Source organism: Streptomyces achromogenes subsp. achromogenes (genome assembly GCF_000720835.1).
GTDB lineage: Bacteria > Actinomycetota > Actinomycetes > Streptomycetales > Streptomycetaceae > Streptomyces > Streptomyces achromogenes.
In genome coordinates, this window is sequence record NZ_JODT01000016.1 from 57,549 (window position 1) to 81,537 (window position 23,989).

General features: G+C 72.9%; 22 protein-coding genes and 1 tRNA gene. 6 read left to right on the forward strand and 17 right to left on the reverse strand.

The window, feature by feature from the left end:
• Positions 1 to 9: 9 nt before the first annotated feature.
• Positions 10 to 1,158, reverse strand: a complete 1,149-nt coding sequence (gene hppD, locus IH25_RS0117400; protein WP_030610473.1) for a 4-hydroxyphenylpyruvate dioxygenase — start codon at positions 1,156 to 1,158, stop codon at positions 10 to 12.
• Between the two features lie 122 nt (positions 1,159 to 1,280).
• Between hppD and IH25_RS0117405 the strand changes: the two genes are divergently transcribed.
• Positions 1,281 to 1,766, forward strand: coding sequence for an Lrp/AsnC family transcriptional regulator (locus IH25_RS0117405; RefSeq protein WP_030610476.1), 486 nt, complete (start codon positions 1,281 to 1,283; stop codon positions 1,764 to 1,766).
• A 42-nt stretch (positions 1,767 to 1,808) separates the two neighbouring features.
• Here the strand turns inward: IH25_RS0117405 and IH25_RS0117410 are convergent, their stop codons facing one another.
• The 4 genes from IH25_RS0117410 to IH25_RS0117425 form a co-directional block, all read right to left on the reverse strand.
• Positions 1,809 to 2,600: a S16 family serine protease gene (locus IH25_RS0117410; protein WP_030610479.1), complete on the reverse strand. Its 792-nt coding sequence runs from the start codon at positions 2,598 to 2,600 to the stop codon at positions 1,809 to 1,811.
• A gap of 55 nt (positions 2,601 to 2,655) precedes the next feature.
• A complete protein-coding gene (locus IH25_RS0117415) occupies positions 2,656 to 3,297 on the reverse strand; it encodes an IclR family transcriptional regulator (protein ID WP_030610481.1) in 642 nt (213 codons plus the stop codon).
• Positions 3,298 to 3,934: 637 nt separating this feature from the next.
• Complete coding sequence (locus IH25_RS0117420) at positions 3,935 to 5,743, reverse strand: DEAD/DEAH box helicase (RefSeq protein ID WP_030610484.1); 1,809 nt, start codon at positions 5,741 to 5,743, stop codon at positions 3,935 to 3,937.
• A gap of 140 nt (positions 5,744 to 5,883) precedes the next feature.
• The gene (locus IH25_RS0117425; RefSeq protein WP_030610487.1) at positions 5,884 to 7,329 is read right to left on the reverse strand and encodes an MFS transporter; all 1,446 of its coding nucleotides are present in this window, start codon (positions 7,327 to 7,329) and stop codon (positions 5,884 to 5,886) included.
• 219 nt (positions 7,330 to 7,548) lie between these two features.
• Here IH25_RS0117425 and IH25_RS0117430 point away from each other — a divergent pair.
• Positions 7,549 to 7,623 (forward strand) — tRNA-Cys (locus IH25_RS0117430).
• Positions 7,624 to 7,746: 123 nt separating this feature from the next.
• A complete protein-coding gene (locus IH25_RS0117435; protein WP_209445326.1) occupies positions 7,747 to 8,268 on the forward strand; it encodes a DinB family protein in 522 nt (173 codons plus the stop codon).
• An 18-nt stretch (positions 8,269 to 8,286) separates the two neighbouring features.
• Here IH25_RS0117435 and IH25_RS0117440 read toward each other — a convergent pair whose 3' ends face one another.
• The 3 genes from IH25_RS0117440 to IH25_RS0117445 all read right to left on the reverse strand — a co-directional run bounded on the left by IH25_RS0117440 (position 8,287) and on the right by IH25_RS0117445 (position 9,663).
• Entirely contained in the window at positions 8,287 to 9,027 is a 741-nt protein-coding gene (locus tag IH25_RS0117440; protein ID WP_157846980.1) for a hypothetical protein, read from the reverse strand.
• 72 nt (positions 9,028 to 9,099) lie between these two features.
• Positions 9,100 to 9,243 (reverse strand): hypothetical protein, encoded by a 144-nt coding sequence (locus tag IH25_RS41210; RefSeq protein ID WP_157846981.1) that lies wholly within the window; start codon positions 9,241 to 9,243, stop codon positions 9,100 to 9,102.
• 219 nt (positions 9,244 to 9,462) lie between these two features.
• Positions 9,463 to 9,663: a hypothetical protein gene (locus IH25_RS0117445; RefSeq protein ID WP_030610496.1), complete on the reverse strand. Its 201-nt coding sequence runs from the start codon at positions 9,661 to 9,663 to the stop codon at positions 9,463 to 9,465.
• A gap of 151 nt (positions 9,664 to 9,814) precedes the next feature.
• On the opposite strand from IH25_RS0117445, the gene IH25_RS0117450 reads away from it, so the two are divergent.
• A complete protein-coding gene (locus IH25_RS0117450) occupies positions 9,815 to 11,185 on the forward strand; it encodes a hypothetical protein (RefSeq protein WP_030610500.1) in 1,371 nt (456 codons plus the stop codon).
• Positions 11,186 to 11,245: 60 nt separating this feature from the next.
• Positions 11,246 to 11,563, forward strand: a complete 318-nt coding sequence (locus IH25_RS37575; protein ID WP_037655098.1) for a hypothetical protein — start codon at positions 11,246 to 11,248, stop codon at positions 11,561 to 11,563.
• Positions 11,564 to 11,575: 12 nt separating this feature from the next.
• On the opposite strand, the gene IH25_RS0117460 is transcribed toward IH25_RS37575, so the two are convergent.
• The 8 genes from IH25_RS0117460 to IH25_RS0117490 form a co-directional block, all read right to left on the reverse strand.
• Complete coding sequence (locus tag IH25_RS0117460) at positions 11,576 to 12,733, reverse strand: SUKH-4 family immunity protein (RefSeq protein ID WP_030610503.1); 1,158 nt, start codon at positions 12,731 to 12,733, stop codon at positions 11,576 to 11,578.
• Positions 12,734 to 12,927: 194 nt separating this feature from the next.
• Positions 12,928 to 13,116 carry a hypothetical protein gene (locus tag IH25_RS41215; protein ID WP_157846982.1) on the reverse strand — a complete coding sequence of 63 codons (189 nt, stop codon included), beginning with the start codon at positions 13,114 to 13,116 and terminating at the stop codon, positions 12,928 to 12,930.
• On the reverse strand, positions 13,113 to 15,422 hold the full coding sequence (locus IH25_RS0117465; RefSeq protein WP_030610506.1) for a xanthine dehydrogenase family protein molybdopterin-binding subunit: 2,310 nt from the start codon (positions 15,420 to 15,422) through the stop codon (positions 13,113 to 13,115). Before IH25_RS0117465 ends, IH25_RS41215 begins: the two co-directional genes overlap by 4 nt.
• Entirely contained in the window at positions 15,419 to 17,779 is a 2,361-nt protein-coding gene (locus tag IH25_RS0117470) for a (2Fe-2S)-binding protein (protein WP_030610508.1), read from the reverse strand. The genes IH25_RS0117465 and IH25_RS0117470 overlap by 4 nt, the downstream gene beginning before the upstream one ends.
• On the reverse strand, positions 17,776 to 18,669 hold the full coding sequence (locus IH25_RS0117475; RefSeq protein ID WP_030610511.1) for an FAD binding domain-containing protein: 894 nt from the start codon (positions 18,667 to 18,669) through the stop codon (positions 17,776 to 17,778). Before IH25_RS0117475 ends, IH25_RS0117470 begins: the two co-directional genes overlap by 4 nt.
• A 294-nt stretch (positions 18,670 to 18,963) precedes the next feature.
• Positions 18,964 to 20,601, reverse strand: coding sequence for a beta-N-acetylhexosaminidase (locus tag IH25_RS0117480; RefSeq protein WP_037655100.1), 1,638 nt, complete (start codon positions 20,599 to 20,601; stop codon positions 18,964 to 18,966).
• 194 nt (positions 20,602 to 20,795) lie between these two features.
• Positions 20,796 to 21,080, reverse strand: a complete 285-nt coding sequence (locus IH25_RS0117485) for a DUF3039 domain-containing protein (protein WP_030610517.1) — start codon at positions 21,078 to 21,080, stop codon at positions 20,796 to 20,798.
• A 29-nt stretch (positions 21,081 to 21,109) separates the two neighbouring features.
• Positions 21,110 to 21,682 (reverse strand): YqgE/AlgH family protein, encoded by a 573-nt coding sequence (locus IH25_RS0117490; protein WP_030610520.1) that lies wholly within the window; start codon positions 21,680 to 21,682, stop codon positions 21,110 to 21,112.
• Between the two features lie 275 nt (positions 21,683 to 21,957).
• Here IH25_RS0117490 and murA point away from each other — a divergent pair, with 275 nt between their 5' ends.
• The gene (gene murA / locus IH25_RS0117495; protein ID WP_030610523.1) at positions 21,958 to 23,298 is read left to right on the forward strand and encodes a UDP-N-acetylglucosamine 1-carboxyvinyltransferase; all 1,341 of its coding nucleotides are present in this window, start codon (positions 21,958 to 21,960) and stop codon (positions 23,296 to 23,298) included.
• A 166-nt stretch (positions 23,299 to 23,464) separates the two neighbouring features.
• Here the strand turns inward: murA and IH25_RS0117500 are convergent, their stop codons facing one another.
• Positions 23,465 to 23,746, reverse strand: a complete 282-nt coding sequence (locus IH25_RS0117500) for an HU family DNA-binding protein (RefSeq protein ID WP_023550134.1) — start codon at positions 23,744 to 23,746, stop codon at positions 23,465 to 23,467.
• Positions 23,747 to 23,989: the final 243 nt, after the last annotated feature.

Below are 23,989 nucleotides of genomic sequence, written 5' to 3' on the forward strand. Positions count from 1 at the left end.
GGCCCGCCGCTACAGGTTGCCCCGCTTGGCCTGCTCGCGCTCGATCGCCTCGAACAGGGCCTTGAAGTTGCCCTTGCCGAAGCCCATCGAGCCGTGCCGCTCGATGAGTTCGAAGAACACCGTCGGCCGGTCCTGGACCGGCTTGGTGAAGATCTGGAGCAGATAGCCGTCCTCGTCGCGGTCCACGAGGATCTTCAGCTCGCGCAGGGTCTCGACCGGCACGCGGGTCTCGCCGGCCCACTCGCCGAGGGTGTCGTAGTAGGAGTCGGGGGTGTCGAGGAACTCCACGCCGGCCGCGCGCATGGTGCGGACGGTCTGCACGATGTCGTTGGTGTTGAGCGCGATGTGCTGGACGCCGGCGCCGCCGTAGAACTCCAGGTACTCGTCGATCTGGGACTTCTTCTTGGCGATGGCGGGCTCGTTGATCGGGAACTTGACCTTGAGGGTGCCGTCCGCGACCACCTTCGACATCAGCGCGCTGTACTCGGTGGCGATGTCGTCACCCACGAACTCCTTCATGTTCGTGAAGCCCAGCACCTTGTTGTAGAAGGCCACCCACTCGTTCATCCTGCCGAGTTCGACGTTGCCCACGCAGTGGTCGATGGCCTGGAAGGTGCGCACGGCGGGCGGCTGGACGAGCGGCTCGGCCGCCGTGTAACCGGGCAGGTAGGGGCCGTCGTAGCCGGAGCGGTCGACCAGGGTGTGGCGGGTCTCGCCGTAGGTGGCGATCGCGGCGAGGACGACCGTGCCGTGCTCGTCCTTCACCTCGTACGGCTCGGTGACGCCGCGGGCGCCGTGCTCGACGGCGTACGCGTACGCGGCGCGGGCGTCCGGGACCTCGATGGCCAGGTCGATGACGCCGTCACCGTGCTCGGCGACGTGCCGGGCCAGGAAGTGGCCCCAGGGGCCGGCCGGCTTGATCACCGAGGTGAAGACGAACCGGGCGGAGCCGTTCTCCAGCACGTAACTGGCGGTCTCGCGGCTGCCGTTCTCCGGTCCGGAGTAGGCGACCAGCCGCATGCCGAAGGCGGTGGAGTAGAAGTGCGCCGCCTGCTTGGCGTTGCCCACGGCGAAGACGACCGCGTCCATTCCCTTGACCGGGAAGGGGTCGTCCTGCCGGGCGGTCGTGTCGGGAGTGTGGTGTGTGGTCTGCGTCATACCCGAAGGGTGGCCCCGCTCTGCAAGGTGCGCAATAGTTTGCGCATCCGCTGGGCAATCTGTTCAGCGGTACGGCCGTTCATACGGCCTATCTGTACAGGATGACCATCACAGGGGGACCCGTGGCAATCGATCATCTTGACGGGCGGATCATCGTGCTGCTGGCCGAGGAACCGCGCATCGGCGTGCTGGAGATGTCCCGGCGGCTGGGGGTCGCGCGGGGCACCGTGCAGGCCCGGCTGGACCGGCTGCGGTCGAACGGGGTCATCCGGGGCTTCGGCCCCCAGGTGGACCCGGCGGCCCTCGGCTACCCGGTCACCGCGTTCGCCACCCTCCAGATCCGCCAGGGCCAGGGCGCGGATGTGCGCGCGCACCTGGCGACCGTGCCGGAGGTGCTGGAACTGCTGACCACCACCGGCAGCGGCGACATGCTGTGCCGGCTGGTGGCCCGCTCGAACGCCGATCTGCAACGGGTGATCGACCGGGTGGTGGGCTTCGACGGCATCGTCCGGGCCTCCACGACGATCGTGATGGAGACGCCGGTACCGCTGCGGGTGATCCCGCTGGTGGAGCAGGCGGCGCGGGAGGGGCGACCGGCGGGGGCGTGACGGGTGGTGAGGAGTCGCGCCGCCGGAGTTCCGCCGGGGGGATCAGCAGCTCGGGACCGGGCCCTTGCCCTTCTCCAGGGCCACCAGGGCGTCGACGGCGCCCTTGAGCGTGGTCACCGGCACCAGGCGCAGCCCCTCGGGCAGCTCGGCCCCGGCCTCGGCGCACTCCGCCTTCGGCACCAGGAACACGGTCGCCCCGTCCCGGCGCGCGGCCTGGGTCTTCAGGCCCACCCCGCCGACCGCGCCGACCTTGCCGGAGCCGTCGATCGTGCCCGTACCGGCGATGGTGCGCCCGCCCGTGAGGTCGCCGCCGCTGCCGTCGCCGTCCAGCTTGTCGATGATGCCGAGGCTGAACAGCAGGCCCGCGCTGGGCCCGCCCACGTCGGCGAGGCGCAGCGTGACCTTCACCTTGTCCGCGCTGAGCCCGAGGTGCTTCAGCGCCGCCTGGGTCGCCGAGTCCTGGGACTCGCGCATCTGCGCCAGGTTGTGCTTCTCGATCTCCTTGACGGTGTCGCCCTGCGGATAGACCGAGTCGCGCGGCATGACGGCCCGGTCGGTGCGGAACCAGTCGCCGACCACGTCGCCGAGGGAGACCCGGGCGTCCGGGCCGGTCGCCACGATCGTGGTCATCCGCAGCTGCCCGCTGGTCTTCCGGGTCGGCGTGCCGGAGACCGTGATCACCGGGGTGCCCTGGTTCTCGCCGAGCACGTTCGCCGTCGAGCCGGGCTGCGCCACGGAGAACGGCAGCGGCGCGAACACCGCCGTGGCGAGCAGGGCCACGACGGGCAGCGCGCTGACGGCGAGGGCCTGGGGGCGTGTGAGACGTGAGAGCACGCCATCAATCTAACGTGAGGGCCGCGGGGGCCCTCGCCGTGTCCGGGCGCCGCGGTCAGCGCAGTGCTTCCGCGACCTCGCGGGCCGCTTCCATCACCCGCTGACCGACCCGGTCGGGTACGGCGTCGGCCAGCATCACCACGCCCACGCTGCCCTCGACGCCGGTGACCCCGACCAGGGGCGCGGCGGCCCCGCTCGCGCCGGCCTCCAGTTCGCCGTGGGTGAGGGTGTAGCCGGGGTCGGCGGACGGCGACTGGCGCGCGGCCAGGATGGCCCTGCCCGCGGCTCCCCGGTCGAGGGGGTGCCGGAACCCGGCCCGGTACGCCACGTGGTAGTCGGTCCAGGTCGGCTCGACCACGGCGACGGCGAGCGCCTCCGTGCCGTCCACCAGCGTCAGGTGCGCGGTCGCCCCGATGTCCTCGGCGAGGGACCGCAGGGCGGGCAGCGCGGCCTCGCGTACCAGCGGGTGCACCTGCCGGCCGAGTCGCAGCACTCCGAGCCCGACCCGGGCCCGGCCGCCCAAGTCCCGTCGTACGAGGGCGTGTTGTTCGAGGGTGGCGAGCAACCGGTATACGACGGTCCGGTTCACGCCCAGTTTGGTGGACAACTCGGTGACGGTCAGCCCATGGTCCGTGTCGGCCAGCAGCTTGAGGACGCGCAGTCCCCGGTCGAGCGTCTGGGAGGTCTCCGCGGTCACGACGCCCACTCCTTCGGCGGTGAGGTCGGCGGGTCCCTGAGCGGCGGATGCGTCACCGAGTCCCGTCGGCGACGCGCTTCAGAGGCCGCCGATCGGCAGGACGGCCCGGCGGCTCCAGGCCCTGTCGCTTCACGGCTGCGCTCCGCGGCGGCGCTGCCACGGGGCGTGTGCGTAGCCGGACAGTAGCGAAGCGGGTTCGCTGAGCGGAAGTCTCAGTCCAGAATCCGGGCAAGGGCAGATCCGGCCTGGCTGTATTCGTCCGGATACGCACACCGGGGGGCATCGAAACCGAGTCGAACGGAGGGCGCTCCGGCGGGGAGGACCGGGGAGGGTGTCCCGTCACCGTGCCCCGCCCCCGCCCCCGCACCCCGCCTCCGGGGCCGGGGCCGGGGCGGAGCCCCGTGGCGGTGGCCGCTCAGCCGCCGAGCCGGACCCCCCGCCCACCTCCCGGCAGCCCGCCCGCACACCTCGCCCCCGGGGTCCGGGGGCGAAGCTCCGCGACGGCGACCGCTCGCCCGCCGCTCCCCCTGCCCACACCCACGCACCCCATCCCCGGGGTCCGGGGCGTGGAGCGCCGTGGCGGCGAGGGCTCAGCCGGCCGAGCCGGGGGGCGGGAGAACTCCTGGGGCGGCGGCCGTCACTTCATCCGGGTCGCCCACTCCTGCACCTTGGCGATCCGCTGCCGCAGCTGTCCCGCCGTGGCCTCCGCGCTCGGCGGCCCCCCGCACACCCGCCGCAGCTCGGTGTGGATCACCCCGTGCGGCTTCCCGCTCTGGTGCACATACGCGCTGACCATGGTGTTCAGCCGCTTCCGCAGCTCCATCAGCTCCTTGTGCGTCACCACCGGCCGCCGCTCGGCCGGCAGCTCCAGCAGGTCGGCCTCCGTGTCCGGCTTCTTCCGGCTGTGCGCGATCTGCCGGGCCTGCCGCTTCTGCAGCAGCAACTGCACCTGCTCGGGCTCCAGCAGCCCCGGAATCCCCAGGTAGTCCTGCTCCTCCTCGCTCCCGGGGTGGGCCTGCATGCCGAACTCGGCGCCGTCGTAGAGCACCCGGTCGAACACGGCGTCGGACTCCAGCGCCTCGAACGGCAGCATGTCCTGCTCGCCGGTGTCCTCGTCCTGCTGCTTGTTCGCCTCCTCCATCTCCTTCTCGGATTCGGCGTACGGGTCCTCCTCGCCCTCCTTCTTCGGCTTGTCGAGGGCGTGGTCCCGTTCCTTCTCCATCTCGTTGGCGAAGGTCAGCAGGTCGGGCACGGTCGGCAGGAACACGGACGCGGTCTCGCCGCGCCGCCGGGACCGTACGAAACGCCCGACGGCCTGCGCGAAGAACAGCGGCGTCGAGATCGTCGTGGCGTACACCCCGACCGCGAGCCGCGGCACGTCGACGCCCTCGGACACCATGCGCACGGCGACCATCCACCGGTCGTCGCTCGCGCTGAACTCGTCGATCCGCTTCGAGGCGCCGGCGTCGTCCGAGAGCACGAGCGTGGCCTTCGTGCCGGTGATCTCCCGGATGAGCTTGGCGTACGCGCGCGCGGAGTCCTGGTCGGAGGCGATGACGAGCGCGCCCGCGTCCGGGATGGCCTTGCGGACCTCGGTCAGCCGCTGGTCGGCGGCGCGCAGCACGCTCGGCATCCAGTCGCCGCGCGGGTCGAGGGCCGTACGCCAGGCCTGGCTGACCGCGTCCTTGGTCATCGGCTCGCCGAGCCGGGCGGCTACCTCGTCACCGGCCTTGGTGCGCCAGCGCATGTTGCCGCTGTAGGAAAGGAAGATCACCGGCCGGACGACACCGTCCGCGAGCGCGGAGCCGTACCCGTAGGTGTAGTCGGCGGCGGAGCGCCGGATGCCCGCGTTGTCCTCCTCGTACGTCACGAAGGGGATGGGGTTGGTGTCGGATCGGAACGGCGTACCGGTCAGCGCCAGACGCCGGGTGGCCGGCTCGAAGGCCTCCAGGCACGCCTCGCCCCAGGACTTGGAGTCACCGGCGTGGTGGATCTCGTCCAGGATCACCAGGGTCTTGCGCTGCTCGACCCGGTTGCGGTGCAGCATCGGGCGGACGCCCACACCGGCGTACGTCACGGCGACACCGTCGTACTCCCGGCCGAGCGGGCCCGCGCTGTACTCCGGGTCGAGTCTGATCCCGATCCGGCCCGCGGCCTCGGCCCACTGCTTCTTCAGGTGCTCGGTGGGAGCGACCACGGTGACCTGCTGCACGACGTGGTGGTGCAGCAGCCAGGACGCCAGGGTCAGCGCGAAGGTCGTCTTGCCGGCGCCGGGGGTGGCGACGGCGAGGAAGTCGCGCGGCTGCTCCTGGATGTACTTCTCCATCGCCCCCTGCTGCCAGGCACGCAGCTTGCTGGCGGTACCCCAGGGGGCCCGGCCCGGGAAGGCGGGCGAGAGGTGATGGGAGGAAGCGGAGGTGGCGGAGGATGCGGCGGTGGTAGTCACGGTCTCCGTGGATCAGGGTCGGGCGGCTACGTACGACAACCGGGCCACCCTACCGGCGCCGCCCCGCGGGCACGGCGCGAACGAGCCGGGGCCGCCCCCGGGTGGGAGCGACATCACAGCGGCCCCGTGACCACCACCGGTCACTTCGGCCGCGCGGTACGTTCCCGCAGCCGCGTCGTGACCCAGGAGCCCACCAGCGCCACCGCGGCCATGGGCAGGAAGACGGCGGCGAAGGCGGCGGGACGGCCGCCGTCACCCGCCGTGGTGGCGGCGGTGCCGCCCCCGCCCAGGGCCGCGAAGGCCGCGCCGGCCGCCGCCAGCAGGACGACGTTGGCCAGGGCGTCGGAGATCTGGAGCGCGGCGGAGTTGGTGCCGGCCTCCTCGGGGGCGGACAGCTTCAGCAGCAGCACGCTGGTGGAGGAGATCACCAGCCCCATCCCGAAGCAGCCGACGCCCCACGCGGCGGCGACGGTCCAGACGGGAACGGAGTGGATCAGCACGCTGGGCGCGGTCAGGATCGCGGCGGCGACCAGCACCATGCCCAGGGTCATCAGCCGCTCCCGGTACGGCGCCAGGCGCGGCCGGGACTGCGCGAACGAGCCCAGCGCCCAGGTGCCGCCGCCGGCCGCGAGCGAGAACCCGGCGAGGGTCGGCGACAGACCGCGCTGGGTGACCAGCATCAGCGGGACGAAGGACTCGGCGGCGATGAAGGACCCGGCCGCCAGCCCGCGCAGCAGCACGACGGAGGGCAGACCGCGGGCGGCCCGGTAGGTGCCCCGGGGCAGCAGTCCGAGGACGGCGGGGACCAGCAGGGCCGCCCCGGCCAGCCCGGGGAGCAGGGAGAGCGGCCGCAGGTCCTGGGCGGCGTACTGCAGGAGCCCGGCGCCGAGGGAGATCCCGAGCGCGAGCCGGATCCGTCGCCGGTCGAAGGCGGCGGCACCGGCCCGCTCGTCCACCGGGCCCGCCGCCCGCCGGCGTATCTGGGGCAGGGCGAGGGCGAGCGGGAACACGACGAGGACCGGTATGCCGAGGAACACCCAGCGCCAGCCGAGCTGCTCGGTGACGGCACCGGAGGCGAGGGGGCCGACGATGGACGGTACGACCCACCCGGCGGCGAACGCGGCCATGATCGCGGGCCGCAGCCGCTCGGGGTAGGCCCGGCCCACGACGACGTACAGCGCGACGATGACCAGTCCGCCGCCGAGGCCCTGCACGGCCCGGCCGAGGATGAACACCCACATGGCCTGCGCGGTCCCGGCGACGACGAGGCCCGCGGCGAAGGCCGCGATGCCGGTGGTCAGCGCGCCGAGCGGGCCGCGCCGGTCGGACCACTGCCCGGCGAGCACCATGCCGAAGAGGCTGGTCGTGAAGTACCCGGAGAAGGCGAACGCGTACAGCGCCACGCCGTCCAGCTCGCGTGCGGCGACCGGCATCGCCGTCCCCACGGCGGTCGCCTCGAACGCGATCAGCACGACGACGGACACGATCCCGACACTGAGCGCCCGGTACGCCCGGCTCAACACGCCGGACGCCTGCCCGGCCGGGGGATCGAGGACAGCGGGATCACGGGATTCGAGGGCGCTCATGCCCGTCAGGGTAAGACCCACAACCAACTTTGGCCCCTGTCAGGAGCCCCACCTCCCCTCATCCCTTGGTCGTACGCCCGCCACCCCTTCATGAACGGCATATGGCAGTCACATTGCACCCCCCGCGCCCCCCTTGAGCCCCGCCCACCCCACCCCGTACGTTCATCTCACCAACACGGCCGCAACGCCCCACCGCGACCGAGAACGACAACACAACACGGCCGTGTGCCCGAGTGGTTCAGGGACTCGCCTGCAAAGCGAGTTACGCGGGTTCGATTCCCGCCACGGCCTCCACACCGGCGCTACGGCCGACCACTGGCGGGTGGTCGGCCGGGCAGCGCACCACCTCCATCGGTCAGATGCCCGGATACCGGAAACCATCCCAGGGCGGGGGCGGATTGAGAGACCCTGGTGACCGTGACCGGACATTCGAGAGAAACCGATCCGGGCGATGAAGTCGGCGCGCTTCTCCGGGCCTTGGACGGACAGCGACGGCACGTGCTCGGCATTCTCGACGGGCTCGGCGCGACGGCCCTGCGGCGGCCCGTGCTGCCGTCCGGTTGGCATTGCCTGGGGCTGGTCCAGCACCTCACACTGGACGTGGAGCGGTTCTGGTTCCGCGCCGTCGTCGCCGGTGACGAGGAGGTCATCGAGGGACTGACGAGCGGTGACGAGGCCTGGAGGGTGGCACCGGACGTGCCCGCCCGTGACGTGCTCGACCGGTACCGGCAGGAGGCGAAGCTCGCCGACGCCGTCATCACCGCGACCCCTGCCGACGCCCCCCTGGCCTGGTGGCCCCACGACCTGTTCGGCGAACCGCACCTGCACACCCTGCGTGACGTTCTCCTGCACGTCATCACCGAGACCGCCTGCCACGCCGGCCACCTGGACGTGGCACGCGAACTGATCGACGGCCACCGCTGGCTGGTGCTGACCTAGGCCCACGCGGTCCGGTCGTTACCGCTGCCGTGCTCCCTTCATCCTCCGTTCCAGTTCCGCCATGCGCAGGACATCCGGGCGGGGCTGGTTCCAGAGGTTCTGGGGGATCTCGACGCGGCGGGCGGCGGGGCAGCGGGCGAGGAAGGTGGCGAACTGTTCGTCGCACCAGCTCGGTACCCACGCCCCGGAGCGGCACACGAACACGGCGTCGAAGGCAACGCCTGGTGGACGGCCGTCGTCAATGGCCATGGGCACCGGGATCAGGGGGCGCTCGGCGGGTCTCGTCATGGACTCCCGCCACGGTGGGAAGTGGACGTACACCTTCGATCCATGCCAGTAGTGGGCGAGGAGCCAGTTCTCGGCGGAGATGGGGCCCTTGGCCGTCCACTCCTCAAAGGTGCGGTGGTCCGGCGGGTAGCCGCAGTCGTGGTGAGCGTCGTACAGGTGTACCGATTCCCACGGCCCGGTCCCGCCCAGGTTCGAAGGGAAGAGCTGTCCGGCCCACGCGTTGGAGTCGGCGTAGAAGAGGGTCGCGTCCGGGGAGAAGCCGAACCGGTCCCAGAAGCCGAAGAAGCCCTCGCAGTACGGCAGGGGTACACCGGCCTCCAGGAACGCGCGCACGCGCCGGAGCCAGATCATTTCGACATGTACGGCGTCCTCGGCCGCGGGCCAGGCGTACAAGTGCGCGTCCGCGCCAACCGGCGCTCCGGCTGTGGGAGTCGGAAAGAAGTAGTCCCAGTCGACCACCAGGAGATGCATCGCGTGACTCTCTGAGCAGGGGCAGTCCCCCGGCCGGAACCGGAGGACGCCCTTCGGGAATTGGCAGGCAGGTCAGGAGACGTGCAGGTGACCGGGAGAGCCGGAGCCTCCCTGGCCGTCGCCGTCCTCGATGTCCGTGTTGTCGGACCCGTGGCCGCCGTCGTCGCCACCACCTCGCGCGGTAGCCTTCCTGCCGAGTGCTTCCTTGAGGGTCATGGGCTTCTGCCTCTCTCAAGCTGCGGCCGAGGGGCCTTCCCACGGCCGTTGTGCACTTGCCGACCCACCCCTCGGTCCGGTCCCGCGAAGATCAAGACCGAGGGGTGGGCGCTTGTGACCGCTCCTCTGCCGGCTCTCGGGCCGGCGTAGGACGAGCGGAATTCCGGCCGGGATCGGGAGCGGAGGATCAAGGCCGGTTCGTCTGTTCCGCCGCCGTGCTCACTCGGCGGTCTCGTGTGCGCACTGCCGGATGGCGCGGGCCGCCTCGAAGCGCGCGCTCGCCTCGCCCCGCCGCGTGGCACGGTCGAGTCGCGCCTTCAGCTCCGCGCACCGGGCACAACCGGGCTCCGGCCTGGCCTCGTACAGCCATCCGTCCAGTGGCAGATCGACCGGCGGGCCGGGATAGGTCCGCCGCCTCATACGGCCGCCCGTACGACTTGGTTCGCTCGCATTCCTCGCCTCTCACCGACGTTGTAGCTCTACGCAACCAAGTCGTCGCCCACAGCGGTACGGTGGGAGCCGGGGCAGAACTTGAACGACTTGAACTTCGAGTTCGCGGAGGGTGGTCGACATGCCGAAGCGCCAGCCGAACGAAAGCCTCGCCCGGTTGCTCGACGGAGCCGACTGGACGTACGGGCAACTGGCATCGGCCGTGAACCGGACCGGTGCCGAGCGGGGGCTTCGGCTGACCTACGACGAGTCCTCCGTGAAGCACTGGCTCGACGGCACGATGCCCCGGAAGTACGTCCGCCCTGTCGTCATCGAGGCCTTGGCCCGCCGTATCGGGCGCCCCGTCACCCTTGAGGAAGCCGGACTCGGCTCATCCGCCACCGTGACCGGATCGGACGTAGCGACAGGCGAGCACGACCTGAACACCATTGAGGGTCTGGTTCACACCGGAAGGGCAGACATGGACCCATCGCGCCGCACGGTCCTGACGACCGCGCTCTACTCGGCCACGCTGGCGGTACCGCGTTTCGACGACGCAGAAGAGACGCTGGACCGGCTGGAGCACCAAGCCGCCGGCCGAACCGTCCGCATCGGCCCCGGGGACGTTGCCGTGGTCCGGAGCATGACGGACAAGATCGCCGACATCCTCGACGAATTGGGGGGCGCGCACGCGCGGCCCATGGCCGCCGCGTTCATCGTGAACTCGGTCGCCTCGTACCTCCGGGCCGATGGCCACGATGCCGTGAAGAACGACATGCGGGCCGCCGCGTCCGATCTGGTCTACCTGACCGGGTGGATGGCCATGTACGAGCGCGCGCACGGCCTCGGCCAGCGGTACTACCGGCAGGCGCTGGGCCTGGCGAAAGCGGCGGACGATCAAGTGACGTACTGCCGCACCCTGCGGGGCATGGCGCTCCAGGCCGCCAACCTCCGGCACGCGAACAAGGCTCTGGAACTGGCGGACTCCGCCGCGGAGGCGGCACCCTCCGCCGGTCCGCGCCTCGTCGCCTTCCTACGGGGGCAGCAGGCGCACGGGGCCGCGCTGGTCGGCGACCGGCGGCAGGCCTTCACGCGGCTCAAGGAGACCGAAGCCGCCCTGTCGAAGGCGGACAACCGGCGGGACGCCATCGGGGGCTATGACCAGGCCGCCTACTTCTTCCACCAGTCCGCCGTTCTGCACGCCCTCGGCGATGTCCCCGGGTCGATCACGGCCATGCAGGCATCGAACCGGGTACGTCCGCCCAAGGAGAAGCAGGGCAACGCCCACGCCAACGGACTGCTGGCCCAGCGGCAGTTCGAGGTCGGGCACATCGAGGCGGCGTGTGCCACCTGGCACGCTTTCCTGGACGACTACGCGACCCTCAGCTCATCGCGGGCCGATGAACACTTCGACATCATGCGGCGGCGCATCCGCCCGTACCTGAAGAACGCGAAGGCGCGGGAGCTGAACGACCGGGCCCGGGAGATGGCCCGGCAGAAGGCCGCCGCGTGACCGGGGCCGTCGGAACGTAGCTCTCGTGTCTGCTCCGGGCCGGTGCGCGTCGGGATGGGTATGAAGCGTACTCAGGTCAAGGGCTGCATGGCCCTGCTCGGCGCGGTCGTCGGGGTTCTCGGTGGTGGTGCGGTGCCCGCGGGGGCCACCTCTGTCATCGGGTTCGGCAACGCGGCCTTCGACAACGTCTGTGCCAACCTCGGCGGGCCGCACGCCGGGGGTGGCACCGTGCGGAACGGCGGTGGTCTCGCGGGGCTCGGTGTCGCCCTGCCCGTCGGCAGTCCGGGGAATCAGTGCGGGACTCTCGGGCTGCCGACCTCCCTCCATGAGATGGGCGGTATCGACATGATCGGCACCGTCACGGGCGGGGAGGTCTGACCGGGGCCCGCGTCACAGCACCCCGCCCGTCTCGTCCTGGAACGCGTGCGTCCAGTAGTGCCAGGTCGTTTCCGGGAGGGTGGCTGTGGGGTCCAGGGACTCCAGGGTGTGGAGCATGAGGGCGACCAGGTGGTCGTAGGCGTGGGTGGCCAGTTCGTGGTTCAGGTGGGTGTCGATCGTGCGCTCGTGATGGATGAGCCACAGGGTGAACGCCAGGGTGGAGACATCGGTGTTGAGAGGGTGGAGCGTCCCGTCCGGTTCGCTGAAGGTCAGGACCGCGCCCGTTCTGCCGTCCACCACCACGCTGGTCTCCTCCCTGAGGCGGCCGAGGCGGATCAGGTGGTCGCAGTGGGCCGGGAGGTCGGTGACCGGGCGGTCGGGGCGTTCCTCGGTGAAGTACTCCCGGAGCGTGGGCAGCGGGGCGTCCGTGTCGGCCTGGTACAGGACCGCCGACTCCGGCAGTCCCGTCTCGCGCAGGAAGCGGCGCGTCGGCTCGTGGGTGAGCGTCGGCGGGAAGTCGACCTCCTCGAACCGGGTCACCCTGCCGTGCCCGAACTCCTGGTCCAGCACCCGCGCGGGCACGTCCACGGCGAGCCCCGACGCCGTACCGGGGCCGGCGACGAGGGCGAGGGGACGGATCAGGGCCGCCGCCTTCCAGTACGGCGGGACCTCGCCGTTCGCGTCCTCCTCGAAGAGGGTGAGGAGGCGGCGGGACGCCTCGGTCACCGTCCGCGGGCCGTACTGGCCCGCCAGGGACGCGAACCGGCCGCGCAGGCCCGCCAGTTCCTCGGTGACCGCCGCGAAGCGCAGCAGCGTGTGCAGGGAGGACGCTAAGGGGCGCGCGTCGTACGGGTCCCGCAGGAACGCCGTGGTCAGCTCCCCCGTGGCGCCGTCGAGCAGGATCGACTCGCGCTCCAGCCCGGCCGGGGTGAGCAGTTCGCCTATGACCAGCCGGCCGCGCAGCTCCTCCGCCAGGCGCAGGGGGCCGTCGGCGGCGTCGGCGAGGGTGCGCAGGCCGTGCGTGCGCAGCGGTGAGAAGGTCAGCAGGTCGGTCACCGCGGGCAGGCCGGGGGCCGTGAGCAGGCCGCGCGTCGGCGCGTGGGTGACGTAGCGGTCCAGTTCCGCCTCGGTCAGCGTGATCGCCGGAACCCCGGCGTCGGTCGTGCTCATCGCTCCCCCGCGATCTTCCCCGTGCGTGACGGGCCCGCGCACACCGTCGTACGCGGCCCCGGGCAGGTACCCCCACCGCTTCGCAGCCTACGCCGCCCCACTGACAACGGCCGCCATCAGGCAAGACGTTGGCCGGGCCGGGCACGTTGCCTGCCCGGCCGGACCGGCGTCCGGCAGCCCGCACACCGGCCGGCTCAGGTGAAGTAGACCCCACCGAGGACAACGGCCAGTGCCGCCACGGCGAACAGCAGGATCCACAGGGCCAGCCTGCCCGGCCCGGGAGGGGGTTCGTAACGCGGCTCGCCGGACGAAGCCACAGAGCGCGGCCCGCCGGACGAGGGAACGCGGCGCGGCTCGTCCCGGTCGCCCGGCGGTGTGCTCATCGGTCCGCGGCCACCGCCGCCTGCGGGCGGATCGGGAGGCGGTTGACCGGTCGGCCGGTGGCGGCGCGTACCGCGGAGGCGATCGCCGCCGGGGCCGTCACCACCGGGACCGCGCTGACCGACTTGGCGCCGAAGGGGGCGACCACGTCGCGTTCCTCGACCAGTTTGACGATCCGGATGTCGGGGGCGTCCAGGGCGGTCGGGAGGGCGTAGCCGGTCAGGTCGGGGTGGCGGACCAGGCCGCGGGGCGTGCGCAGGTTCTCGGTGAGGGCGATGCCCACCCCCTGGGTGACGCCGGCCTCGATCCGGGCCGCCAGCTGGGCCGGGTTGAGGACCCTGCCGACGTCCTGGGCGACCGCCAGCTCCACCACCCGCACCGAGCCCAGCTCGACGTCCACGTCCACCACCGCGCGGATCGCGCAGAACGCGAGGCCCACGAAGGCGTCGCCCTGCCCGGAGGCGTTCAGCGGCTCGGTCGGGTGCGGGCGGCACTGGGCCGTGGCCCACAGCTCCTTGCCCTCCAGCGCCTCCATGACGGTGGTCGACAGCACCCCGTCGTACGAGGTGATCTTGCCGTCGGTGATCTGGAGCAGCTCCGTCGACATGCCGAACTTGTGCGCGAGCGGCTGGAGGAGCTGGGTGCGGACCATCTTCGCCGCGCGCTCCACCGCGCCGCCCGACACCCAGGTGTGCCGGCCCCGGCAGCCCGCGCCGGCCGGCGGCTGGTCGGTGTCGACGGGCGCAACGTGGACCTCCTCGATGCCGAGGGTGTCCTGAACGATCTGCCGGGCCAGCGTGGTGAAGCCCTGGCCGGTCTCCACGGCGGCGCACAGCACGGTGGCCACCCCGTCGTGGACCTTGACCGTGGCCGTGGACACCTCGTCGGCGCCCTCCGCGCCCAGCATGTGCACCATGCCCAGGCCGTAGCCGACGCCCCGGCGCACCGCGCCCGGTTCGCCCGCGCCCTCGGGGCCGCCGGGCAGCAGCCACTCCTCCTCGGGCGTGTCCTTCGGCAGCGCGGGCAGCGGGAAGTCCCGGACCGCCTGGAGGAGTTCGGCGACCGGCGCCGGGCAGGTCACGGTCTGGCCGATCGGCAGGACGTCCCCGGTCGCCAGGACGTTGCGCAGCCGCAGCTCGGCCGGGTCCACGCCCAGTTTCCGCGCCAGCTTGTCCATCTGCGCCTCGTAGGCGGCGCAGACCTGCATGGCGCCCTCGCCGCGCACGTGGCCGGAGGGCGGGTTGTTGGTGCGGACGGCCCAGCCCTCGATGAACGCGTTCGGGACGACGTACGGGCCGCACGCGAAGGAGACGGCGGCGGCCAGGGCGTCGGCGGAGGTGTCGGCGTACGCGCCCGCGTCCAGCAGGATCTGCGCCTCGACCTTGACCAGCCGGCCCTCGGCGTCGGCGTGGTGGCGGTAGCGCAGCAGGGTGGGGTGGCGGTGGGCGTGGCCGAGGAAGGACTCCTCGCGGGTCGCCGTCAGCTTCACCGGGCAGCCGGTGCGCAGCGCGAGCAGGCCGAGCGGGAGCTGGAAGCCCTGGTCCTCGCGGTCGGCCGTGGCGCCGGGCACCCCGGTGACGACGATCTTCACCCGATCGGGGGACAGGCCGTAGCAGGCGGCGGCCGTGTTGCGGTCGGTGTGCGGGTCGGTGGAGGCCAGGTACAGCTCCACCCCGCCGTCCGGGCGCGGCACGGCGAGGCCGGCCTCGGCGCCGATGGGGGCCGGGTCCTGGCGGCCGATGCGGTACAGGCCCTCGACCACGACCTCGCCGACCGCCTCCGGGTCGCCGTGGCGCAGCGGGATGTGCCGGATCAGATTGCCGTCGGGGTGCAGCGGCTCGGCCTCGAAGGCGTGTTCCGGGTCGGTGACGGGGTCGAGGATCTCGTACTCGACGATGACGGCGGCGGCGGCCATCCGCGCGGTGTCCGGGTGGTCGGCGGCCACGGCCGCGATGGGCTCGCCGTGGTGGCGTACGACGTCGGAGGCGAACACCGGCCGGTCGGGCGTGCCGCGGCCGTGGCGGGGGGTGCCGGGGACGTCCTCGTGGGTGATGACGGCACGGACGCCGGGCATCTCGCGCGCGTGCGTGGTGTCGATGGAGACGATGCGCGCGTGCGCGTGCGGGGAGCGCAGTACGGCCGCCCACAGCAGGCCCTCGGCCCACAGGTCGGCGGCGTAGGGGAAGGTGCCCTCGGTCTTGGCGCGGGCGTCGGCGTGCGGCAGGGAGACGCCGAGGCCGTGCGGCGACGGCTCGGCCTCGGGGGCGGGTTCCGGGGCGGTGGTCGCGATGCCGGCTTCGTTGCTCACGCCTGGCCTCCGTCCTGGCCGTAGTGCTGCTGGTCCTGCGGTCCCGGGGGCGTGGTGCCGTACGGGTCCGGCGTGTCGTACTGCTCCGGGGGCCGGGGGGCGGCGAACGCGCCGGGGGCCTCGAAGGCCGACGGGTGGACGCCGCCGGAGCCGGGGGCCGCCTGGTGCGGGATGCGCGCCTCGTCCGGGTCCGTCCCGGGGGCGGCGTGGGACGCCTCGCGCTCGGCGACGACCTCCTTGACGGCCTCCAGGACGCCCCGGTAGCCCGAGCAGCGGCACAGGTTGCCGCACAGGGCCTGCCGGGTCTCCAGCTCGCTGGGCGCCGGGTTGCCCTCCAGCAGGTCGTGCACGGTCATCGCCATGCCGGGCACGCAGAAGCCGCACTGCACGGCGCCGCAGCGGGCCAGCGCGCGCTGGACGTCGGAGGGCCGGCCGTCCACGGCCAGGCCCTCGACCGTGCGGACCTCGCTGCCGGCCGTGGTGACCGCCGGGACCAGGCAGGACGCCACCAGCCGGCCGTCCACCTGGACGTTGCACGCCCCGCACTCGCCCTGCGAGCAGCCGTCCTTGGCGCCCGCCAGACCGAGCCGTTCGCGCAGCACGTAGAGCAGCGACTCGCCGATCCAGGCGTCCGTGACCGGCCGGTCGGTGCCGTTGACCCGCAGGACGTAGGAGGCGAGCGGGTGGTCGTCGTGCGGCGGCAGCGGCGCGGCGGGGGGCTCTTCGGCGCCGTCGGGTACGGCCTCCCGGGGTTCCTGTGCGTCCTGGGAGTCCTGTGAGTCCTGGGATTCCTGAGCGTCCGGGGTTTCCTGGGTCTCCTGGGTTTCCTGGTCGTCTCGCGGTTCCGGGGCCGGCGGGGCGGTGTCCGTGGCGCCGTCGGCCTCGGACGGCTCGGCGGCGGGCGTCTCGGCGGGTTCCGCCGGGGCCGAGGGCGCCGCGGCCTCGGGTACGGCGGTCTCGGGTACGGCGGTCTCGGGTACGGCGGTCCCGGCCGGCTGCTCCGCGGTGCCGGCGGGATCGACGGCACCCGTGGCCGCGGCGGCGGCCGTCTCGACGGCGGCCGTGGTCTCGGCGGCCGTGTCGGCGGGTTCCGCCGGGTGGGCCGTCGTCACCGGGTCCCCGGGGGCCTCCGGGGCGGCCGTGGCCGCCGTTGTGGCGGGCCCGGACGCGGGGGCCGGGTCGGTGGGCTGTTCGTGGCCCGCGGGGGCTTCCGCAGGGCGCTCGGGGGCTTCCGCGAGGCCGTGGGCGTCCGCTTCCGGCGCCGCGCCGGGGCCGGTCGGCGGAGGCACCGGTACGGCGGTGTCGCCGTGGGTCGCGTCGGCGTGCCCGGCGTGGGCGTCCCCGGTTACGCGACCGTGCTCGGCGTGCCCCGCCTCCGCGGGGCCGGCGCCGAGGTGACCGCCGTCGGTGTACCCGGCGTGCCCGGCGTGACCCGCGTCCCCGTGACCGCCCTCGACGTGTCCGGCCTCCGGATGACCCGCACCGGCATGCCCCGCGGCACCCTCGTCGTACCCGGCGTCGAGGTAACCCGCGCCCGCGGGCCCCACACCCTCGTCGCCACCCGCGACATGCCCGGCGGCACCCTCATGACCGTCACCGGACTGCCCGGCGTCCGCGTAACCGTCACCCGACTGCCCGGCCTCCGGGTAACCCGCACCACCGTGCCCGGTGCCCTCGTGACCGCCCTCCGCGTGCCCGGCGTCCCCGTAGCCACCCCCGTGGCCGTCCGGGTACCCCTCGCCGTGCGCGGCGGGTCCGTGGCCGTACCCCGGCTCGGGGCCGTACGTCTCCGGTCCCGGGCCCGACGGGTGGGTCGCGGCGGGGTCGGGGGTGTCCCAGGGGCGGGGGGTGGCCCAGGGGGCCGGGGCGCCGCCGGGCAGGGTGGCCGGCGGGGTGCCGCCCCACTGCTCGACCAGCGAGGACGTGGTGTACTCGCCCGACTCGTCCGGAAGCTCGCCCCCCGCGACGGGGATGGACCACTGCCCGGTGACGTCGTGCCCGGGGGCGGCCGGTGCCGCGGGCTCCTCGAAGGTCCACTGCTGGGTGGCACCGGGCTCGTAGGTGAACCGGTCGTCCGCGGCGTGCGCAGAGGCCGGCGCGGCGTTCGGGTCGGGCCACCGGCTGTCCTCGGGCACCGGCCAGCCGGCCGTGTCCTCGGTGTGCGCGGCCGTGATCGGCGGCGGTACGTAGCCGTGGCCCGGCGCCGCCAGCGGGCTGTCGCCGGTCAGCAGGGCGTCGATGCCCCCCTCGGGGAGCTGGACGAAGGCGGTGGCGCCGTCGTCGTAGTCGCCCTGGGGCAGCGGATCCCAGCGTCCGCCGCCCTGGGGCGTGCCCTCTCCGTGCTGGTCGTCGGTCACGACAGCGCCCTCCCCAGTGCTCGTCGGGCCAGCGCGGCGACGGTGCGCCGCAGGTGCAGTACGGCGGGCGGGAGCGGGACCACCGTGCCGTCGGGTTCGGGGGCCGGGTCGGGGATGCAGGCCGCGGCGACGTACTCGCCGAAGGCGTGCAGGGCCTCCGGGACGAGGGCGCGGTCGTTGTCCCAGTCGATGAGTCCCGCGATCCACTGCTCGGCCTCCAGGGGCCGCAGCGGCATCGGCGCTATGGCACCCACGGCGCAGCGCACACCGCGCCGGGCGGGGTCGAGCACGAGGGCCACGGAGGCCAGCGCGCGGCCCGGGCCGGTGCGTCCGGTGGCCTTGAGGAAGACCTGCGGGGCGTGCAGCAGCGGTACGCGGACGTAGCCGATGAGTTCGCCGCCGCGCAGCATCTCCACGCCGGCCAGCAGGTGCGACACCGGGATCTCCCGGCGGGCCCCGCCCGGGCCCGCGATGACCAGGGTCGCTTCCAGGGCGGCCAGCACCGGCAGCGCGTCCCCGGTGGGGGCGGCGGAGGCGATGTTGCCGCCCAGGGTGCCCGCGTTGCGGATGTGCGGCGGGCCGGCGGCGCGCGCGGCGGCGGCGAGCGCCGGGATGAGGGCCGCGAAGTCGGGGCGTCCCATGCGCGCGTGGGTGAGGCCCGCGCCGAGCAGTGCGTGGCCGTCCTGGTACTGCCAGCCGCGGATCTCGCTGATGCGGCCCAGTCCCACCAGCGCGGCGGGCCTGAGCTGGCCGGAGTTGACGGCGGCCATCAGGTCGGTGCCGCCCGCCACGGGGACGGCGGTGGGCATGGCCGCGAGGGCCGCCACCGCCTCGTCCAGCGTCGTGGGCAACGTGACGGCCTGTGCCGTCCGCGGTGCGTGCGTGGTCAAACCGGCTGCCCCTTCCCGCTGCCCCACCTGGTCCCGCCTGTGTTGCCGTACGGTACGTGCTGACAGGGCGGACGACGCAACTCTGGCACATCTTCGCAACGCCCGAACGCGGGGGTCCGCTAGGAGGCTTTCGCCCACCTCACCGGGGGGTTGGTCCGGTTTCGCACGGCATCACCGGTGCGGGCGGATTGCCACTCTTCGGTGATACTGCCGGGGTTTTTCCGGTACTTGTTCGGGGCGGGCAAGGGCGGGAAGGGGCCGGTCGGGGCGGGGCGGGTCCGGGGTGCCGTGCGGTCAGCGGCTGGGAGGCGGTCCCTCGATCGGGCGGCCGGGCACGCCGGGGCGGCGCTGCCACGGGCGGGGTCCGGTGGGCGGCCGGTAGGCGACGCCGAGGGCGTCAAGTCGCCGGTAGTGGACGCTCATCCGGCGTTCGAAGTCCGCGTAGTCCCGGTCGGCCGGGGCGGGCAGCGGGCTCCAGGCGACCTCGGCGAACGCGGCGAGGCGGGGGAAGGCCTGGTAGTCCACGCGCGCGGAGTCCTCCAGCACCTCGGTCCACACGTTGGCCTGGGTGCCCAGCACGTGCCGGGCCTCCTCCTCGGTGAGCCCGGCCGGCACCGGTTCGAAGCGGTAGACATCCTCCAGGGTGCGCACGAAGCCGATGGGCACCGGTTCGTCGTCGCCGGGGGCCTGCCGGTGGTCCAGGTACACGTACTGCTCCGGGCACATGACCACGTCGTGGCCGGCCCGCGCGGCGGCGACGCCGCCCGCGTAGCCGCGCCAGGAGGCGACGGCCGCGCCCGGGGCGAGCCCGCCCTCCAGGATCTCGTCCCAGCCGATGAGGCGGCGCCCGCGCGCGGCGAGCCAGGCGTCGAAGTGCCCGATGAACCAGGACTGGAGGGCGTCCTCGTCGGTGAGGCCGAGGTCGGCGATGCGGGTCTTGGCGGTGACGGACTCGGTCCACTGCTCCTTGCGGCACTCGTCGCCGCCGACGTGCACGAACGCGGAGAACTCGGCGGCGTCGGCGGGGAACAGCTCCAGGACCTCCTCGAACACCCCTTCGTAGAAGCGCAGGGTGGTGTCGGTGGGGGCGAGCACGTTGGACGAGATGCCCCAGGTGTCCCAGACGGAGAGGGCGGCGGTGTCGACGACGTCGGTGTTGCCGAGTTCGGGGTACGCGGCGATGGCGGCCTGCGAGTGGCCCGGTACGTCGATCTCGGGGACGACGCTGATGTGCCGCTCGGCGGCGTAGGCGACGATCTCCCGGATGTCGTCCTGGGTGTAGTAACCGCCGTGCGGTTTCTCGTCCCACAGCGGGGAGGCGCGGTGGCCGAATTTGGTCCGCGAACGCCAGGAGGCGATTTCGGTCAGCTTCGGATAGCGCCGGATCTCGATCCGCCAGCCCTGATCGTCCGTCAGATGCAGGTGCAGGACGTTGAGTTTGTGCGCGGCCATCAGGTCCAGATAGCGCAGCACGCCCTCCTTGGGCATGAAGTGCCGGGCGACGTCGAGGAGCAGACCGCGCCAGCGGAAGCGCGGGGCGTCCTCGACGGCCCCGGCGGGCACGGAGAGCGCCGCGGCCGGGCGCAGGGGGGCACGGCGGAAGGCGTCGGCGCCGAGCAGCTGGCGCAGGCTCTGGGCGCCCCAGAACACGCCGGCCGGGCCGCCGCCGCGGATCTCCACCCCGTCCCCGGCGCGGGCGGTGAGCCGGTACGCCTCGGGGGCCAGGGTGTCGTCCAGGAGCAGCCGTACGCCGTCGCGGGCGTCCGGCGGCCCCGGGCGCAGCGGCAGGTTCAGGGCCGCGCCCAGGGTGGCGCGCAGCCAGCGTTCGGTGCGTTCGGTGCCCGCGGCGGCCCACAGCGTGGTGCCGGGACCGAGCGGCACGCCCGGTCCGGTGGGCTCCTCGACGGCGCGCGGCGCCGGAATCAGTTCCACGTCCTCAGCCCCCTGGGGAGGTCGTTGCAGTATGCGCAACGGTCGTTGCACAAAGCGGCACCTCGAAGGCTAGGCACTGCGCCGGGTCCCCACAAGAGGTCTGGACCAGTCGACGGCCGGAGAACACGAAGATCCCCGGGAGGCGCCACAAGCGCCTCCCGGGGACCTCACCCGTCTCCGGCCGGGCCGGGGACCTACTTGTCGCCGCCCTTGCCCTTGTCGTCGCCGCCGCTGCCCATGGATTCGTAGATCTCCTTGCACATCGGGCAGACGGGGTACTTCTTCGGGTCGCGGCCCGGCACCCAGACCTTGCCGCACAGCGCCACGACGGGGGTGCCGTCGAGGGCGCTCGCCATGATCTTGTCCTTCTGGACGTAGTGGGCGAAGCGCTCGTGGTCGCCGTCACCGTGGGACACCTGCGGCGTCGGCTCTACGAGGGTCCCCGTACCAGTCCCGCGCTCGGGCTCGAGAGTGCTCATAACAGCCAGGGTACTGAAGCTCACACGCATCAGTTGAGCGAAGGGTCGTCCGGATACGTGGCCACCATCGCCAGCTCGCTGCGCTGGCGGCGCAGCACCTCGCGCCACAGCCGTTCCGGGGCCGGCGAGGACACGTCGCCCGGCTCGGACTCCACCACGTACCAGGCGCCCTCCACCAGCTCGTCCTCCAGCTGGCCGGGGCCCCAGCCCGCGTACCCCGCGAAGATCCGCAGGCTGCCCACGGCCGAGGCGAGCAGCTCCGGCGGGGCCTCCAGGTCCACCAGGCCGATCGCGCCGTAGACCCGCCGCCAGCCGAGCGGTGCCCGGTCGCCGTCGGCGCCGCCCGGGATGACCGCCACGCCCAGCGCCGAGTCCAGCGACACCGGGCCGCCCTGGAAGACCACACCGGGCTCGCCGGCCAGGTCGGCCCAGCCCTCCAGGATGTCCCCGACGACCACGGGGGTGGGACGGTTCAGGACGACACCGAGGGAACCCTCCTCGTCGTGGTCGAGGAGGAGCACCACCGCACGGTCGAAGTTCGGGTCCGCCAGGGCGGGAGTGGCCACGAGCAGCCGCCCTGTGAGCGAGGACACCTCGGTCATGCCAGACATGATCCCGCATCTTCCCCGGGTGTGGGGAGCCAATCGGGGGCACGGAGGTGAAGCAGGTCGGAACCGGGACACGCCCCCGGCGCACACCCGGACCGCCGGTGACCCCATGTGCCCGAAAGGGAACGGTTCGTGTTGTGACACAGCTATGACGGTCTGGCCGGGCACTGGGCTTACGGGAGGGGGGTAATCGGCGATTACCCTGTCTTCCCGGCCCCTGCGCACAGTGATCGGCCGGCCCCTGACCAACTCATCGGAACGCGAGATTCATGACCGTCAACGACGATGTCCTGCTTGTCCACGGCGGAACCCCGCTGGAGGGCGAGATCCGTGTCCGCGGTGCGAAGAACCTCGTGCCGAAGGCCATGGTCGCCGCCCTGCTGGGCAGCGAGCCGAGCCGACTGCGCAACGTTCCGGACATCCGTGACGTGCGCGTCGTCCGCGGCCTGCTCCAGCTGCACGGGGTGACGGTCCGTCCGGGCGAGGAGCCGGGCGAACTGGTGCTGGACCCGACGCGTGTGGAGAGCGCCAACGTCGCCGACATCGACGCCCACGCGGGTTCCAGCCGCATCCCGATCCTCTTCTGCGGCCCGCTGCTGCACCGTCTCGGCCACGCGTTCATCCCCGGTCTCGGCGGCTGTGACATCGGCGGCCGGCCCATCGACTTCCACTTCGACGTGCTGCGGCAGTTCGGCGCCACGATCGAGAAGCGGGCCGACGGGCAGTACCTGGAGGCCCCGCAGCGGCTGCGCGGCACGAAGATACGGCTGCCGTACCCGTCCGTCGGCGCGACCGAGCAGGTGCTGCTGACGGCCGTACTGGCCGAGGGCGTCACGGAGTTGTCCAACGCGGCCGTCGAGCCGGAGATCGAGGACCTCATCTGCGTGCTGCAGAAGATGGGCGCGATCATCGCGATGGACACCGACCGCACGATCCGCATCACCGGTGTGGACAAGCTGTCCGGCTACACCCACCGCGCCCTGCCGGACCGCCTGGAGGCCGCCTCCTGGGCCTCGGCGGCGCTCGCGACCAACGGCGACATCTACGTCCGCGGCGCCCAGCAGCGCTCGATGATGACGTTCCTGAACACCTACCGCAAGGTGGGCGGCGCCTTCGAGATCGACGACGAGGGCATCCGTTTCTGGCACCCCGGCGGGCAGTTGAAGTCCATCGCCCTGGAGACGGACGTGCACCCCGGTTTCCAGACGGACTGGCAGCAGCCGCTGGTGGTGGCCCTGACCCAGGCCACGGGCCTGTCCATCATCCACGAGACGGTCTACGAGTCCCGGCTCGGCTTCACCTCCGCGCTGAACCAGATGGGCGCGCACATCCAGCTCTACCGCGAGTGCCTGGGCGGCTCCGCCTGCCGCTTCGGCGCGCGCAACTTCCTGCACTCCGCGGTCGTCTCGGGCCCGACCCGGCTCCAGGGCGCCGATCTGGTCATCCCCGACCTGCGCGGCGGCTTCTCGTACCTCATCGCGGCCCTCGCCGCCGAGGGCACCTCCCGCGTCCACGGCATCGAGCTGATCAACCGCGGCTACGAGAACTTCATGGACAAGCTCGTCGAGCTGGGCGCGAAGGTCGAGCTCCCGGGCAAGGCGCTCGGCTGACGATCCGGGCATGACGAAGGGGCGGCCCTCCTGTGCAGGAGGGCCGCCCCTTTGACGTTCTCGGCTGGGCCGCGCCCCAAGGGGGCGCGGGGAACTGCGCGACCGGCCACACCGGACCGGCAGTCACCCGCGGCGCTCGATTGAGACGACGCTCGCAGCGGAGCGCTTACTTGCCCTTGGCGGCTTCCTTGAGCTTGCTGCCGGCGGTGACCTTCACGCTGTAGCCGGCCGGGATGTTGATGGGCTCGCCGGTCTGCGGGTTGCGCGCGGTGCGAGCGGCACGGTGGGTGCGCTCGAAGGTCAGGAAGCCAGGGATGGTGACCTTCTCGTCGCCCTTGGCGACGATCTCGCCGACGGTCTCGGCGAACGCGGCCAGCACGGCGTCGGCGTCCTTGCGGGTCACCTCGGCGCGGTCGGCCAGCGCGGCCACCAGCTCACTGCGGTTCATGTTGTTACTCCCGTATTTTTCTTGCCGTTGGGGTGTGCCACGCGGCGGCGGTGCCGCCCGAGGCACTGCGATGCCGATGCGCTCGCGCCCTTGGGGGTGCCCCCGGAGGGACATGGTCCCTGGGGGAGCATCCTGCCCCTACCTGCGGCGGGAAAGCCAATCCGGCACCCGTAGGAGTCGTGAGAACACCCTGGGGAGTCACACGAAGAGCGCCCGCTCGGCCGTCACCCTAGAGGGCGCCCG